This window comes from Herbiconiux sp. VKM Ac-2851 (assembly GCF_013205105.1).
Classification (GTDB): Bacteria; Actinomycetota; Actinomycetes; order Actinomycetales; family Microbacteriaceae; genus Herbiconiux; species Herbiconiux flava.
Window position 1 is genome coordinate 772692 of the sequence record NZ_JABMLJ010000003.1, and the last position, 15329, is coordinate 788020.

The window sequence follows — 15329 nt, forward strand, 5'->3', positions numbered from 1 at the left end:
CGCGTTCACGCCGACACCGCCATCACACCGACACCCCCAGCCGCCCGCAGCGACGCGAACCCAGAACCCCCTATGACCACGAACGCCTACGACAGCCGTCCCTGGCTGGCGAGCTACTCGCCCGCGCTCGCCCCCACGATCGGCGAGCGCGAGGTCGACTCCGTCGGCGCGCTCGTCGACGCGACCTGCCGCCGCTACGCCGACCGCCCCGCCTTCTCGAACCTCGGCAAGGTGCTCACCTTCGCCGACGTCGGGCGGCTGAGCGACGCCTTCGCCGCCTTCCTGCTGGATGACCTCGGTCTCACCAAGGGCGACCGCATCGTCGTGCAGAGCCCCAACCTGCTGCAGTACCCGATCGCGGTCTACGGCGCCCTCAAGGCAGGCCTCGTCGTGGTCGGGGCGAACCCGCTGTACAGCGCGAGCGAGATGAAGAAGGTGTTCATCGACTCGGGTGCCGTCGCGATCGTCGCGCTCGAGAACTTCGCCGACAAGCTCGAGAAGATCATCGGCGAGACCTCGCTGAAGCACGTCATCCTCACCGAGGTGGGCGACCTGCTCCCCGCCCCGAAGCGTGTCGTCACGAACTTCGTCGTGAAGCGGGTGCGCAAGATGGTTCCGCCGCACGGCCTCACCGGCACGATCCCGTTCCGGCAGGCGCTGGCGGCGGGGGCGAAGAGCGTCGCGGCATCGCGCGGGAGCGGCCGAGCATCCGCCGACCGCCCCGTGGTGGAGCCGGGTGACACCGCCCTGCTGCAGTACACGGGCGGCACGACCGGCGGCACCAAGGCCGCCGTGCTCACCCACGCCAACCTGCTCGCCAACCAGGCGCAGATGCTGGCGCCGATGAAGCTGCGCCTGACCCCGGGTGAGGAGACGATCCTCGCCGCGCTGCCGCTCTACCACATCTTCTCGATGACGGTGAACGGCCTCGCCTTCTTCGCCTACGGCGCCCACAACGTGCTCGTCACGAACCCGCGCGAGACCGCCGACCTGGTGAAGACGCTGCAGTCGACGAAGCCGAGCGTCTACATCCTGGTGTCGACGCTCGCGGCCCAGCTGCTCGACACCGAGGCCTTCCGGGCGCTCGACTTCTCGGGCCTGAAGCTCGCGGTGGCCGGCGGCATGGCCGTGCGCAGCGCCACCGCCGACGCCTGGCGCGAGGCGACCGGCAGCGACATGCTCGAGGGCTACGGGCTCACCGAGGCCTCGCCGGTGGTCTGCGTGAACCCCACCTGGGAGCACCCGCGGGTCGGCACCATCGGCCTGCCGCTGCCCTCCACCGACATCGAGCTGCGCGACGACGACGGCAATCCGGTGGCACTCGGTGAGCGGGGCGAGCTGTGCGTGCGCGGGCCGCAGGTGATGTCGGGGTACTGGAACCAGCCCGAGAACAGCGCCGAGGTGCTCGTCGACGGCTGGCTGCGCACGGGCGACGTCGGCACCATGAGCGACGACGGCTTCATCACGATCGTCGACCGCAAGAAGGACATGATCGTCGTCTCGGGCTTCAACGTCTACCCCAGCGAGGTCGAGGAGGTGGCGATGTCGCACCCCAAGGTGAAGGACGCCGGCGCCATCGGCGTGCCCGACGACCGCTCGGGTGAGTCCGTGGTGCTGTTCGTCGTGCCGTCCGACCCGTCGCTCACGAAGGACGAGCTGACCGCCTACTTCAAGGGCGAGCTCGCCGGCTACAAGCGTCCGCACCGCATCGAGTTCCGCGACGAGCTGCCGAAGACGAACGTCGGCAAGGTGCTGCGCCGCGAACTCAAGGCGCTGCTCGACGAGACGCCCGCCGCCTAGGCGGCCCTTCGGGAGGGTTCCGGATGCGCGGCGGCGGCTTCGGGCTCGTGACGCGACCCGGCCACGGCCGACCGGTGGTGGGTGGCGGCCTCGGGGGTTGTGCGATCCCGGGCAGGTTCCGGATGCGCGACCGCGCCCACCCCGGGCCGGGCACGCCGCGCGCCCGAGCCGAAGGCCTCCGCCGCCGCCCGCCGGAAGTGCCGGAGGCCCCGCCCCCAGAAGGCGAGCGGAGTCACGCCGCCCACGCGCAGGGCCGGTCCGTGGTCGATCGCCACGACGGTGGCCGCGCCCACCGCCACGACCCAGGCGGCCGCGGCCGCGAGCATCCGGAGCCCTGCCGGAGTGCCCGCGAACCCGAGCTGCAGCTGGGCGACCTGGAAGCGGATGTGCTCGACCTCATCGGTGAGCACGCGCCGCGCGACGCCCCGCAGCACGGGGTCGGCGGAGCGTTCGAGCGCGGCGAAGTACTCCAGCGCCACCGTCTCGGCGACGAGGAAGAGCGTCACCTCGGTGCGGAGGCCCATCAGGCGGCGCAGCTGCACGAACACCGCGTCCGACCAATGCGCCTCGAGCGGGCCGACGCCGAAGCGGCGGAGCGCGCGGCCGAACAGCGCGGAGTGCTTCTGCTCCTCGGCGACGAAGAGCGCCAGCGCGGTGTCGTGGTACGGATCGCCGAGCCGGGCGGCCTTCGACCGGAGCCCCCGGCCCTCTCCGCTCTCGCCGAGCTCGAAGCGCTGCAGCGAGCGGGCGATCGCGGCGATGTGGCCGGCCGGGAGGGGCGAGATCGAGCCCCACGGGATGGTGCGGTCGAGCCGCTCGTGCCGGGCGAGGTTGCCCTCGAAGTACTCCGCCCACTCGGCGAAGGGTCGTTCTCTCGTGCGCTCCTGCTGGGTCATGATCGCTCCTTGCGGTAGTGTTTGAGGCGTTAACATATCGAAGAACGATATGAAACGCACGTCTTTCGATAAATCAGGAGGAATCATGGCCGCGCTGATGCTCGGTGCCCTGAGGGCGCTGCTGGTACTGCTGTTCGCGGGGGCCGTCGCGGCGCAGGTGGCGGGCTACGCCGTCGCGCGGGCCGTGCTGGGGGAGGATGCCGCGGTCGTCGTGGCGGTGCTCGCCGTCGCCGGGCTGGTCTGCGTCGAGGTCGTGCTGGTGTGCGTCTGGGCGCTCGCCCCGCTGGCCCGCGACGGTCGCATCTTCGAGGCCGAGCGGCGCCCCGACCGGTGGGTGCGCGGGGCCGTCGCGGCGCTCGCGATCGGTGCCGCCCTCGCAACGGTGGGGCTCGGCTATCTGCTGGTAAGCGGCGCCGCGTCCACGCCGGCCGGCGCTACGGTCGCGGTGCTCGCGGCCGCGGTGGCCGCCGCGGCGGCCGCGCTGGCGCTGCTCGTCGACGTCATGCGACGGCTGCTGCACCGCGCGACCGGCCTGCACGACGAACTCGCCGAGGTCGTCTGATGCCGATCGTGATCAACCTCGACGTCGAGCTGGCGAAGAAGAAGATGTCGGTCAGCGACCTGGCGGCCGCCGTCGGCATCACCGTGGCGAACATCTCGATCCTGAAGAACGGCCGCGCGAAGGCCGTGCGCTTCTCGACGCTCGACGCCATCTGCCGGGTGCTGGGCTGTCAGCCCGGCGACATCCTGAGCTACGCGGAGGGGTCGGCCGGCGACGGCGACACCGACGAGACCGGCTCCCGCCGGTAGAGCACCGTGATGCCGATCACCGCGGCCACCACGACCGCGATCAGCAGCACGACGGCCCCGAGCGAGATCACCGGCGCCGCGAGCGGCAGCAGCAGCACGGCGACGGCGGCCCCGAGCGAGACAGCGGGCGGGATGACCGTGGGCCCGGTCAGCGGCCGGTAGAGCACCCACATCATCACGAAGAACACCGCGACCGGGATGCCGATGGCGTACCCGACCACCGTCGAGGGCACCTCGAGCTCGTGCCCGATCGACTCGACCGCCACCTCGAGCCCCGCGCCGAGCGCGGCCAGCGCCGCGAACACGAGGTAGTGCCCGTAGCCCCAGAAGTACGAGCGCGAGCGGTGCTTCTCGAGCCCCTCATGGGCCGGCTCGAGGAAGTACACCCACCACAGTCCGAACAGCAGCGCCAGTCCCGACGCGGCGATCAGCACGAACTCGCCGGTGCCCGCGCCCGCGCTCAGCACGCCCTGCACCGCCGAGCTCGACGCCGCGACCGACTCCCCGAGCAGGATGATCGTGAACAGCGAATAGCGCTCGGCGACGTGGTGCGGGTGCCACGTGATCCGCCGGTTGCGTTCCGCGATCAGCGGCACCGCCAGTTCGCAGAGGGCGAGCAGCGCGAAGACCCCGACTAGCACCCCGAACGGCAGATCGTCGAGCACGAGCAGCCGCAGGATCCACAGGGCCTGCACGACCGAGATCCCGATGGCGTAGCCGAGGGCGGTGCCGCGACCCGGCTGATCCTGCACCGCCGCCCGCAGCCACTGGCCCACCAGGGCCAGGCGCATGATGAAGTAGCCGAGGGTGACCAGCCGCCAGTCCTCGTCGTTGAAGGCTCCGGGCACGCCCGCGGCCAGCACGAGCACCCCGCCCATCTGCAGCATCGTGAGCAAGCGGTAGGGCACGTCGTCGGTGTCGTACGCCGAGGCGAACCAGGTGAAGTTCAGCCACGCCAGCCAGATCGCGAAGAACACCATCAGGAAGTTCGGCAGCGCGGTGGCGATGTGGTCCTCGGCCACGGCGTGGGCCAGCTGGGCGACGATCGACGCCACCGCCACGACGAAGGTGAGGTCGAAGAGCAGCTCGAGGGGCGTCGAGACGCGGCCCTCCTCGTGGATGCTGCGGCCGCGCATCCTGAGCACCGGCACGATGCTGCGGCGACGGATGCCCGTGCCGGCGTCGTGGGTGACGCCCCCGCTCACGCGCCCACCGCTCAGGCCGCCGTCGAGGAGACGATGAGCAGCACGAACTGCAGCACGACCGCGGCCACGCCGATGCCGAGCAGGATCCACCCCGTGGTGCGGAACGCGCGGCCCTCGTGGGACGGGTCGTCGATGCGGCCGACCGCCGGGTCGCGGGGGTTCACGTGCACCGTGACGTCGTCGCCCGGCTCGGGCGAGTGCCCGTGGTCGTCGGAGCAGGGGGCCTCGTAGAGCACGCCGTCCTCGCCCATCCAGCGGTAGACGAGCTGGCCGGTGTCGTCGAGCACGACGACACCCAGGGTCTCGGGCCAGTTGCGGAAGAACGCGCCGCGCACGTAGCCCACGACGAGCAGCAGCACGCCGAGGCCGATGCCGATCCAGCTGAACAGCTCGGTGATCAACGAGAGCGCGTCGACCGGATCGTCCATGCTCACATGCTATTGCCTGGGCCCGGACGGGCCGGTCGGCAGGGCGGTGGCGTCATCGGTGAGCGTCATCGGGGGCGTCGTCGGTGGTCGATAGAGTGACCGCATGAACGGCGTGCAGCTTCTTCTGGTGATCGTCGGCGCGATCGCGGTGACCGGCATCGCCCAGCGGCGCGGCCTGCAGCCCGCCCTCGTGATCACGCTCGTCGGCTTCGCCGCCTCGTTCATCCCGGGCTTCACCGGGCTCGAGCTCGACTCCGAGATCATCCTCGGCATCGTGCTGCCGCCACTGCTCTACTCGGCGGCGCTGAACTTCTCGTTCATCTCGTTCCTGAAGAACCTGCGGCCGATCATCGGGCTCGGCGTGGGCCTCGTGGTGGTGACGGCGCTCGTCGTCGGCGTCTTCGCCTCGTGGGTCGTTCCGGCGCTCACACTCGGCACGGCCATCGTGCTGGGAGCGATCGTGGCGCCTCCGGATGCGGTGACGGCCGTCGCGATCGGCACGAAGCTCGGCCTGCCGAAACGGGTGATGTCGATCCTCACGGGCGAGAGCCTCGTCAACGACGCCGCCGCCCTGACGCTGTTCTCCATCGCGGTGTCGGCCGTGGTCGGCACGCACACCTTCATCGACAGCCCCGTGCTGCTGTTCCTCTACAGCGCGGGCGTCGGCATCGGGGTGGGGCTCGTGCTCGGGGGCGTCGCCACGGTCATCCGTCGATTCCTCAATGACCCACCGCTCGAGACGGTGCTCGGCCTGATCGTGCCGTTCGCCGCCTACCTGCTGGCCGAGCAGCTGGAGGCCTCCGGGGTGCTCGCGGTGGTGGCCGCCGGTTTCACGATCGGCGCCACCTCGCGGCGCGCGGGCTACGCCACGCGGCTGCAGGAGCGCGACGTCTGGTCGTCGATCGACGTGCTGCTCGAGGCCTTCGTGTTCGCCTACATGGGGCTGCAGCTGCGCTTCGTCATCCAGGACGTGCAGGACGCGGGCGGCGCCGGCTCGCTCTGGCAGGTGTTCGGGGCGGCGCTGCTGGTGCTCGTCGTGGTGCTGGTGATCCGCCCGGTGTGGGTGTTCGGGTCGTTCGGCCGCAACGTCGTCACCGACCGGTTGATGCGGCGCAAGATGGCGAGCGACGAGCGGATGCGCGCCCGCATCGACCGGGAGAACATCGCCCGGGCGGCTCGCGGCAGAAAGCCCCGGCAGTTCCCCGTCTTCCTGTCGTGGAAGGAGAGCGTGGTGGTGTCGTGGACCGGCATGCGCGGCGTGGTGACGCTGGCGGCGGCCGCCGGTGTGCCGCTGTCGCTCGCCGACGGCACGCCGTTCCCAGGGCGGCCCGAGATCCAGGCCATCGCCTTCACCGTCGCCGTCGGCACGCTGCTCGTGCAGGGGCTGACGCTGCCGGCGCTGATCCGCTCGCTGAAGCTCAGCGACCCGGCGCAGGACGCGATCGACGAGGAGCAGGCCGCGCACGCGCAGGAGGTGGCGCGGGAGGCATCGAGCGAGGTGTTCGCCGAGTTCGTGCGGAATCCGCCCGCCAGCGTGCCGCCCGAGATGGTCAAGGGCGTCGAGGAGCGGGTGGCGCAGCGCTCCGCGGCCGCCGAGCGCGAAGCCGATCCGGCGACGACGGAGTTCGGGCGCGAGATGGGGGCGCTGCAGCGGCGCGTCATCCGGGCCCAGCGGCTGGCGATCATCCGGGAGCGTGACCGCAACCTGCTCGACGACGAGGCGGCGCGGGAGTTCCTGGCGAAGCTCGACTACCAGGAGGCGGCGATCGAGTCGCGCCTGGGCGACCGGCTCTGACGGTAGGGTCTCGGCATGAGCGAGATCACCGACCGCATCGGCGGCGCCACCGACCCGACCGCCCTCACGACGGCGCCAGGCACCTCGGCCTACACGATGCACCGCGACGGCGAGGAGCTCGTGTGCGTCGTCGGCTCGACCACGCTGCGCTACCGGCTGAGCGCGGTCGACGACCTGCACGCATGGCTGGTGAAGCGGGGCGACTGGGTGCCGCTCGGCGGCGCCGACGAGAACAAGCCCGCGGCGGAGGGCACCGTGGAGGCCTGGGGGCGCTCGGAGTCGAACCCCGTGGGCGGCTGGTACGGGCTGCGCAAGGGCTACCGCGGCCGTTTCGGCGTCTATCTTCCGCCCCTGTTGGAGCAGCTCGGCCTCGTCGAGCTCGAGCACGGGGCGCGCAACAACCGGGTGCGGGCGGTGGCCTCGTGATCATCACCGTGGGCGGTCACACGCCCAGCGTGGACGCGGAGGCGTGGATCGCGCCGACCGCGACGGTGATCGGGGAGGTGCGGCTGGCCGAGAGGTCGAGCGTGTTCTACGGCGCCGTGCTGCGGGCCGACGGCGACCGGATCGAGCTCGGCGCCGGGTCGAACCTGCAGGACAACGTGGTGGTGCACGTCGACCCCGGGCATCCGGCGCTCATCGGATCGGGGGTGAGCGTCGGCCACAACGCGGTGCTGCACGGCTGCACGGTCGAGGACGACAGCCTGATCGGCATGAACGCGACCGTCCTGAACGGGGCCGTGATCGGAACGGGATCCCTCGTCGCCGCGGGGGCCGTGGTGCTGGAGGGCACCGTCGTGCCGCCCGGATCGCTCGTCGCCGGGGTGCCCGGGAAGGTGCGGCGGGCGCTGACCGAGGAGGAGCGGGCGGGCATCCGTCGTAACGCGGCGACATATCTCGAGCACGTGAAGGCCCACCGGGGCGGCACCGTCGGAGGCTGAATCTAGAGTGGAGGCATGTCCTCCCCGCGCGTGTACGTCATCCACGAGAACCCCGAGTGGCTGCCGCCGCTCGCCGCCGCCTTCGAGGCGGAGGGGGTGCCGCTCGAGGAGATCCTGCTGACGGAGGAGTCGCCGTTCGGCGGCATCGACCTCGCCTCGCCTCCGCCGCCCGGGGTGTACTGGTCGCGCATGAGCGCCTCCGCGCACACCCGAGGCAACCCGCACGCGAAGGAGTACACCCGCGCGGTGCTCGCCTGGCTGCAGGCCGGGGGAGCCCGGGTCGTCAACGGCAACCCGGGGGCCTCGTCGGCATCCGGGCTGCCCGTGATCGACCTCGAGGTGAGCAAGATCGCGCAGCACCTGCTGCTCTCGCAGGCCGGTTTCGACGTGCCCCGCACGGTCGCGGTGTTCGGCCGGAGCGGGCTGCCGGCGGCGGCGCGGCAGTTCGGGCGGCCCTTCATCTCCAAGCACAACCAGGGCGGCAAGGGGCTCGGTGTGCGGCGCTTCGACAGCTACGAGGAGTTCGACGCCTACGTCGCCGGGCCCGAGTTCGAGGAGCCGATCGACGGCATCACGCTGCTGCAGGAGTACCTCGTGGCGGCGGCGCCGTTCATCACGCGCGCCGAGTTCGTGGGCGGGCGCTTCGTCTACGCCGTGCGCGTCGATACCTCGGCGGGCAGCTTCGAGCTGTGCCCCGCCGACGCCTGCGCGGTGCCCGGGGCGGCGCCGCTGTTCTCGGTGCGGGAAGGGTTCGAGAGCGACCCGCTGGTGTCGCGGTACGAGGAGTTCCTGGCCGCCAACGGCATCGAGATCGCGGGCGTGGAGTTCATGGAGACGCTCGACGGGCGGCGCGTGACCTACGACATCAACACGAACACGAACTACAACCCCGACGTCGAGGCGTCGAGCCCGGTGTCGGGGCCGCGGCGGATCGCGCAGTTCCTGGGCGGGCTGCTGGTCTCGGAGCACGCCGGGGTGAATGCCTGATGGCCGGCATGCGGTTCGGCTACTGGACGCCGGTGTTCGGCGGGTGGCTGCGCAATGTCGATGACGAAGAGACGCCGTTCAGCTTCGAGCACGTGAAGCAGATCGCGCAGACGGCTGAGCGAATCGGCTTCGACCTGACGCTGATCGCCGAGCTCAACCTCAACGACATCAAGGGGCAGGAGGGCCCGAGCTTCGACGCCTGGGAACTCGCGGCGGCCATCGCGGCCGTCACCTCGACGCAGGAGATCATGACGGCGGTGCGGCCGGGCTACCACCTGCCGGCCGTGGCGGCGAAGCGCGCGGCGACGATCGACGAGATCTCGGGCGGGCGGTTCTCGCTGAATGTGGTGTCGGCGTGGTGGGCCGAGGAGGCGCGGCAGTACGGCGGCATCTTCTCGGAGCACGACGACCGGTACAAGCGGAGCCTGGAGTTCGTGTCGATCCTGAAGGGGCTGTGGGCCGAGACGCCGTTCAGCTTCGACGGAGAGTACTACTCCCTGTCCGGAACGTACCTCTCGCCGAAGCCGCGACGCACGCCGGTCGTGTACGCCGGTGGGGAGAGCGAGGGCGGCAAGCAGGCCATCTCGCGCTTCGCCGACGCCTACGTCACGCATGGCGGCACCCCCGAGGAGCTGCGGGCGAAGGTCGCCGACCTCACGGCGCGCCGGGCTGCGGTGACGGATGTGCCGTTCCAGTCGTTCGGCATGGCGGCGTACGCCATCGTGCGCGACACCGAGGAGGAGGCGCAGGCCGAGCTCGAGCGCATCACCGACGTGCGCGGGGGAGCGGCGTACGAGTCGTACCAGGACTTCGTCTCGAAGTCGCAGCTCGACACGAAGGTCGACCTGCGCGACTACTCGGTGTCGAACCGGGGGCTGCGGCCCGATCTCGTGGGCACGCCGGATCAGGTGGCGCGGCGGGTGCGCGAGTTCTCGGATGCCGGGGTCGACCTGCTGCTGCTGCAGTTCTCGCCGCATCTGCGGGAGATGGAGCGGTTCGGGGAGCAGGTGATCCCGCGGGTGCGGGAGCTGGAGGCGCGCGGGTAGCGTCACCTTCCCGTTATCCCGTTATCCCGTTATCGCGTTCTCGCGTTCGAGCGCCCGGTGCCTGATGGTGCCGGGCGCTTCTGCGTGTGCACGGTGGGGGTGATCGTGCTTCTGCTGGACGCACGAGAAAGGGGGCGGTGACCGATCGGTCACCGCCCCCTCAGGCGTTCAGCGGGGAGTTACTCCGCGCGTCGTGCCGCGTTGGTGCGACGGGCGACCAGCAGCAGGCCACCGGCGGCCAGCAGCAGCGCGATGCCGCCACCGGCGAGCGGGGCGATCGGTGCACCGGTGTTGGCGAGCGATCCGTTGCCACCGTTGCCGGCAGGAGCCGGAGCGGGGGTCGGGGTCGTGCCGCCGTTGTCCACCTTGGTCACCGTGATGGTCGACGTGGCGACCGCGCTGGTGGCGCCGTCGATCGTCTGGGTGGCGGTGATGGTGACGGTGCCGGCGTCGAGCTGCTTCGACAGCGCGATCTCCCACTTGCCGTTCTTCACCGTGGCGGTGCCGGCCGGGTTGCCGTTCACCTGGAGGGTGACCGTCGCGCCGTCGATGCCGGTGCCGCTGACCGAGGTCGGGCCGGAGCCGAGGTCGTAGCCGAGGCCCGACTTCGGGTCGGTGATCTTCGGGGCGACCGGGACGACCTTGAAGGAGACGGTCACGGGAGCCGACGCGGAGGCGTTCTCGCGGGTCTGCACGGCGGTGACGCTGTACGAGCCGTAGTCGAGGTCGACATCGGCCGACCAGGTGCCGTTCTGAGCGACCGTGAGGGTCTTCTCGACGTCACCCGACAGGGTCAGGGTCGCGCCGGGCTCGCCGGTGCCCGAGATGACGGGAACCGAGGTCTCGACGACCTGGCCGTCGAACGGCGAGCTGATGACAGCCGGCTCCAGCGGGGCCGGAACGACCTCGACCGAGAACGAGCTGCTCGCGGACGAGTCGAAGCCGCGCTCGGCGCGCACGGTGTAGTCGTAGTCACCAGGGGTGCCCGGTGCGGGGAACGACCACTTGCCATCGGTGACCTCGACCTCGAAGGGCTCTCCCGAGCCCTGGGTCGCGATGACGGTCGAGCCGGCGGGAGCCGTGCCCGAGATGGCGCGACCGGTGTAGACCTGACCGCCGTCGGCGGGGGAGGTCAGCGCCGGAGCGTCGAGGTGCAGGGCGACGGTGTAGCCACCGGTCAGCGCGAGGCCGGCCTCGAGGTTGGCGCCCCAGACGAAGTCCTCACCGCTCTGGAGCTTGCCACCGGCGGACAGGACGCCCACCGCGGTCTCGCCCTGGACGAGCGATCCGCCGGAGTCACCGGGGGCCGCGGTCATCAGGCTGCCGAAGCCGTAGACCTGGCGGGGGTTGTTGCCCTCCGCGTCGGTCACGGTCGCCCAGCCGTCGATGGCCTCGACGGTGCCGCTGGTCGAGCCGGTCGTGCGACCGCTCTTCGTGACGGCGCCGAGCTCGGCCTCACCGACGGAGGTGACGTCGGTCGTCGACGCGGCGAGGTCCTCGCTCGAGGCGGTCGACCAGTCGGTGACCTCGGGGAGGAGGTTCAGGTTGTCGTTGGTGACGTCGATCACCGAGATGTCGACGCTCTCGACATCGCCCTCGGCGCCGGGGCTGTTGTCCGTGCCGCCGAACTGCGAGAAGGCGAGCTCGCCGAGACCGGTGACGATCTGGACGTCGCTGTTGTCGGTGGCTCCGCCACCGGCCGGGTCACCGGTCGGCAGGGTGAGCTGGCTCACGTCGAGCGAGTTGTCGCCGGTGCAGTGTCCGGCCGAGATGACCGCGGGGTCACCCTCGGGCGACCAGCCGCTGAAGCCGACGGAGCAGAGCCCGCCGGCGGTGGAGGAGGCGTTCTCTCCGGCGAAGTAGCCGGCGCCGCCGACGACCTCGTCGGTGTCGTAGGCCTGCAGCGGAGCGGTCAGCACGCGCACGGTGACGTTGCTGTTCGACTCGACGAGGAACCGGGCGTCCGGTGCGATCTCGTCGATCGACTCGGTCGTGTACACCACGGGGCCGTTGGCGCCCTTGGCGACGGCCTGGATTCCGTCATCGGCGAGCAGCGTCTGAGCGAAGGCGTCGAACGCCGCGCCCGACACGGGGGCTTCCCCACCCTCGGTCGCGAAGGCGACCTGCCCGAATGCGCCGCTCATGCCGGCGACGGCAACTGTTCCGACCGCGAGATACGCGAGTCTTCTCTTCATCGTCATCTATGACTTCCCCTGGTTCCGTGTATCCGTCAGGGGGCATAGATCTAGCCCTCACCTGCGTGACGGAACGGCCCCCTGCCGACCACCATAGTCAACATCTGTCGGCAGTTACAGAGAAAGGTCGCAGAAAGAACTCGGCTTCTTGCCCGATCACGCGGCAGATGGTCGGATGGGGCCATGACTGCTCGCTCCTTCGTCACCGCTGTGGTGCTCCTCGTCGCCGCCTCCGCACTCTCGGGCTGCGCGACCTCGCAGAACGCCGCCGGCGACGATTCCGGTGACGCGCAGAGCTCGCCCTCGGCGGTGTCCCCGGCCGATCTCGAGGGGGAGTGGCGCGCCGAGGCGCCCGACGAGGCGCGGCTGAGCTTCGACGCCGACGGGGCCGTCACGGGCACCGACGGGTGCAATGGCGTGCGCGGCACCACGACCGTGTCGGGCGACGAGGTCACGTTCGATCTCGACCTGTCGACGCTGCGGGCGTGCGTCGGGGTGACGACCTCCTTCTCGCAGCTGGGGTCGGCCGTCGTGGAGGGTGACGTGATGACGACGCGCACGGTCGACGGCGCCAAGATCGTGCAGCTGCGGAAGCAGTAGCTTGCGCTTCGCTTGCTGCGCTCGCTGACCGGGCTGTCAGGGGTCGGCGGTAGCGTGGAGGCATGTCCGAGACCTTGCCCGCCGGTGCTGTCGGCGACGTGGCCGCCGAGTCCGTCGCCGACGATGCGCTGCTCGCGCGCATCCGCTCGAGGGCTGCCGTGCACGACCGCGAGAACACGTTCCCGCACGACGACTTGCGGGAGCTCCGCGAGGCCGGTTACCTGCGGATGTTCGCGCCCGTCGACCGGGGCGGGCTGGGCTTCGGCCTCGAACGGGTGGCCCGGGAGCAGACCCGGCTCGCCACCGCGGCGCCGGCCACCGCGCTCGCCCTGAACATGCACCTCGTCTGGACGGGCACGGCCAAGGTGCTGCTCGATCGTGGCGACGATTCGCTGGCCTGGGTGCTCGACGACGCGGTCGCCGGCGAGGTCTTCGCCTTCGGCAACAGCGAGGCGGGCAACGACCTCGTGCTCTTCGGCTCCCGCACGGCAGCGAAGCCGCAGCCCGACGGTGGCTACGCGTTCACCGGCACGAAGATCTTCACCTCGCTCTCCCCGGTATGGACGCGGCTCGGCGTCTTCGGCCGCGACGACACCGACCCCGAGGCGCCCCTCCTCGTGCACGCCTTCCTCGAGCGGCAGCCCGGGGTCGAGACGCTGTCCGACTGGGACACGCTGGCCATGCGCGCCAGCCAGTCCAACACGACGATCCTCACCGACGCGGTGGCTCCGGCCTCGCGGGTGTTCCGGCGGCTGCCCGCGGGCCCGAGCGCCGATCCGCTGATCTTCGGCATCTTCGCGAACTTCGAGGTGCTCGTCGCCGCCGTCTACACCGGGCTCAGTCAGCGGGCGCTCGAGCTCGCCGTCGAGGCCGCGCACCGCCGCACCTCCCTCAAGGCGAACGGGCGGCCCTACGCGCACGACCCCGACATCCGCTGGCGCATCGCCTCGGCGGGCATCCAGCACGACGGCATCCCGCCGCAGATCGCCACGCTCGCTCGCGCGGTCGACGCGCTCGAGAACCGAGGTGCGGCGTGGTTCCCGGCGCTCGTCGGCCTCAAAGTGCGGGCCACCGAGAGCGCCCGGGTCGTCGTCGACCACGCGCTGCGGGTCTCGGGCGGCTCGGCGATCGCCTCGTCGAGCGAGCTCGGGCGGCTCTACCGCGACGTCATCGCCGGGCTCTTCCATCCCTCCGACGACGAGTCGGCGCACTCCACCGTCGCGAACGCGCTGCTCGGGCCCGTGCCCGAATGACGCGCGGGGTCCTGCCCCGGCGCCGTTCGGCCGCCGGGCGCCTCGGGGTGCTGTCGGGGGTGCTGCTCGCGGCGACGGTGGTGGTCTCCGGATGCACGGGGTCGGCGCTGTTCGGCGGCGGGGCCGCGGGTGTGCCGACGTCTGGTGCCGGGGGCAGCGGTTCGTCGGGGGTCGCCCCGTCCGGTGGTGCGACGTCGGGGGCGGGCGGCGCCACGGCGGCGGCGCCGGAGGGGAGCGGGCGGGTGCGCGGGGAGTTCCCCGTCGTGTCGGAGCGGCAGCGCATCCGTCTCTATGCCGAGGCGCGACTGTCGACCATGACCCTCGAACAGAAGCTCGCGTCACTCGTGATGGTGCACGTCGGCGGGGCCGACCCCGCACCGCTGCAGGCCTATCTCACCGCGAACCAGCCGGCGGGGCTCTTGCTGCTCGGCGACAACGTGCCCGGGTCGAGCGCTCAGGCGGCGGCGTTGACGGATGCTCTGCAGCAGAGTCAGGGCCTCGGCACCCTCGTGGCGATCGATGAGGAGGGCGGGATCGTTGCGCGGCTGGCGGAGGACGGGTATCCGGCGGCGGACACGCTGAAGTCGGCCCCCGTCGCGGCCACGGCCGACGCGTTCGCGCAGCGGGCCGCGCTGCTGGAGTCCACCGGGATGACGGTGAACTTCGGGGTGGTGGCCGACGTGACGGCCGACCCGGGGTCGTTCATCTTCGAACGGGCGCTCGGTACCGATGCGTCGTCGGCCGCCGACCGGGTCGCCGCCGCGGTGGGCGCCGAGCGCGGGCACGTGTTCAGCACGCTGAAGCACTTCCCGGGGCACGGGACCGTCTCGGGCGATTCGCACACGTCGATCCCGTCGACGTCCCTGCCTCTGGACGAGTGGCGGAGCGACGTCGCCCCGCCGTTCGCTGCCGGGATCTCCGCCGGGGCGGAGCTGGTGATGTTCGGGCACCTGGCCTACACGGCGGTCGATCCGCTGCCGGCGTCGCTGTCGCCGGAGTGGCACCGTGTGCTGCGCGAGGAGCTCGGGTTCGAGGGCGTCGCGGTGACGGACGACCTGCTCATGCTGGAGGCGTCGGGTGTGCCGGCGTACGCCGACCGCACGGCCAACGCGATCGCGGCCGTGAGTGCGGGCAACGACGTGCTGCTGTACAACAGCACGGTCGACCTGCCGCCCCTCGTGGCGTCGCTGGCGGCGGCGGTGCGGGCGGGCACGATCTCGGCGTCGCGGGTGGACGACGCGGCGCTGCACGTGCTGACGTTGCGCCGCGAGCTCTGGCTGCAGCAGCACCCGGCGGCCTGACCGTGCTCGCCCTCACGATCGAGTTGGCCCGTCCCGTCCTTCATCCGGGGTTGTGGGACGGGACGGGCCAAG

The 15329-nt window shown here is 71.4% G+C and carries 15 protein-coding genes; 11 read left to right on the plus strand and 4 right to left on the minus strand.

Annotation, left to right across the window (positions count from 1 at the left end; genetic code table 11):
• Nucleotides 1-72: 72 nt before the first annotated feature.
• Complete coding sequence (locus tag HQQ85_RS16965) at nt 73-1800, plus strand: AMP-binding protein (RefSeq protein ID WP_173183674.1); 1728 nt, start codon at nt 73-75, stop codon at nt 1798-1800.
• On the opposite strand, the gene HQQ85_RS16970 is transcribed toward HQQ85_RS16965, so the two are convergent.
• The gene (locus tag HQQ85_RS16970) at nt 1797-2696 is read right to left on the minus strand and encodes a ferritin-like domain-containing protein (protein ID WP_173183675.1); all 900 of its coding nucleotides are present in this window, start codon (nt 2694-2696) and stop codon (nt 1797-1799) included. The two genes, HQQ85_RS16965 and HQQ85_RS16970, sit on opposite strands and share 4 nt — an antisense overlap.
• Nucleotides 2697-2781: 85 nt before the next feature.
• Between HQQ85_RS16970 and HQQ85_RS16975 the strand changes: the two genes are divergently transcribed.
• The gene (locus tag HQQ85_RS16975; protein ID WP_173183676.1) at nt 2782-3258 is read left to right on the plus strand and encodes a DUF2975 domain-containing protein; all 477 of its coding nucleotides are present in this window, start codon (nt 2782-2784) and stop codon (nt 3256-3258) included.
• The gene (locus HQQ85_RS16980; protein WP_173183677.1) at nt 3258-3506 is read left to right on the plus strand and encodes a helix-turn-helix transcriptional regulator; all 249 of its coding nucleotides are present in this window, start codon (nt 3258-3260) and stop codon (nt 3504-3506) included. Before HQQ85_RS16975 ends, HQQ85_RS16980 begins: the two co-directional genes overlap by 1 nt.
• Here HQQ85_RS16980 and HQQ85_RS16985 read toward each other — a convergent pair.
• Nucleotides 3449-4711 (minus strand): low temperature requirement protein A, encoded by a 1263-nt coding sequence (locus HQQ85_RS16985; protein ID WP_216851771.1) that lies wholly within the window; start codon nt 4709-4711, stop codon nt 3449-3451. The two genes, HQQ85_RS16980 and HQQ85_RS16985, sit on opposite strands and share 58 nt — an antisense overlap.
• 11 nt (nt 4712-4722) lie before the next feature.
• Complete coding sequence (locus HQQ85_RS16990; RefSeq protein ID WP_173183678.1) at nt 4723-5139, minus strand: DUF3592 domain-containing protein; 417 nt, start codon at nt 5137-5139, stop codon at nt 4723-4725.
• 103 nt (nt 5140-5242) lie between these two features.
• Between HQQ85_RS16990 and HQQ85_RS16995 the strand changes: the two genes are divergently transcribed.
• The 5 genes from HQQ85_RS16995 to HQQ85_RS17015 are packed head-to-tail and all read left to right on the plus strand — an operon-like array spanning nt 5243 to nt 9908.
• Nucleotides 5243-6934, plus strand: coding sequence for a sodium:proton antiporter (locus tag HQQ85_RS16995; RefSeq protein ID WP_216851772.1), 1692 nt, complete (start codon nt 5243-5245; stop codon nt 6932-6934).
• 15 nt (nt 6935-6949) lie between these two features.
• Complete coding sequence (locus tag HQQ85_RS17000) at nt 6950-7360, plus strand: DUF6855 family protein (RefSeq protein WP_173183679.1); 411 nt, start codon at nt 6950-6952, stop codon at nt 7358-7360.
• A complete protein-coding gene (locus HQQ85_RS17005) occupies nt 7357-7875 on the plus strand; it encodes a gamma carbonic anhydrase family protein (RefSeq protein ID WP_173183680.1) in 519 nt (172 codons plus the stop codon). The genes HQQ85_RS17000 and HQQ85_RS17005 overlap by 4 nt, the downstream gene beginning before the upstream one ends.
• A gap of 15 nt (nt 7876-7890) precedes the next feature.
• Nucleotides 7891-8862, plus strand: a complete 972-nt coding sequence (locus HQQ85_RS17010) for a RimK family alpha-L-glutamate ligase (RefSeq protein ID WP_173183681.1) — start codon at nt 7891-7893, stop codon at nt 8860-8862.
• On the plus strand, nt 8862-9908 hold the full coding sequence (locus HQQ85_RS17015; RefSeq protein ID WP_254069479.1) for an LLM class flavin-dependent oxidoreductase: 1047 nt from the start codon (nt 8862-8864) through the stop codon (nt 9906-9908). Before HQQ85_RS17010 ends, HQQ85_RS17015 begins: the two co-directional genes overlap by 1 nt.
• A 179-nt stretch (nt 9909-10087) precedes the next feature.
• On the opposite strand, the gene HQQ85_RS17020 is transcribed toward HQQ85_RS17015, so the two are convergent.
• The gene (locus HQQ85_RS17020; RefSeq protein WP_173183682.1) at nt 10088-12052 is read right to left on the minus strand and encodes a S1 family peptidase; all 1965 of its coding nucleotides are present in this window, start codon (nt 12050-12052) and stop codon (nt 10088-10090) included.
• Nucleotides 12053-12286: 234 nt separating this feature from the next.
• Between HQQ85_RS17020 and HQQ85_RS17025 the strand changes: the two genes are divergently transcribed.
• From HQQ85_RS17025 to HQQ85_RS17035, 3 genes are all read left to right on the plus strand, one after another.
• On the plus strand, nt 12287-12703 hold the full coding sequence (locus HQQ85_RS17025) for an META domain-containing protein (RefSeq protein ID WP_173183683.1): 417 nt from the start codon (nt 12287-12289) through the stop codon (nt 12701-12703).
• Between the two features lie 62 nt (nt 12704-12765).
• Nucleotides 12766-13956 (plus strand): acyl-CoA dehydrogenase family protein, encoded by a 1191-nt coding sequence (locus tag HQQ85_RS17030; protein WP_173183684.1) that lies wholly within the window; start codon nt 12766-12768, stop codon nt 13954-13956.
• On the plus strand, nt 13953-15257 hold the full coding sequence (locus HQQ85_RS17035) for a glycoside hydrolase family 3 N-terminal domain-containing protein (RefSeq protein WP_254069480.1): 1305 nt from the start codon (nt 13953-13955) through the stop codon (nt 15255-15257). The genes HQQ85_RS17030 and HQQ85_RS17035 overlap by 4 nt, the downstream gene beginning before the upstream one ends.
• Nucleotides 15258-15329 lie beyond the last annotated feature (72 nt).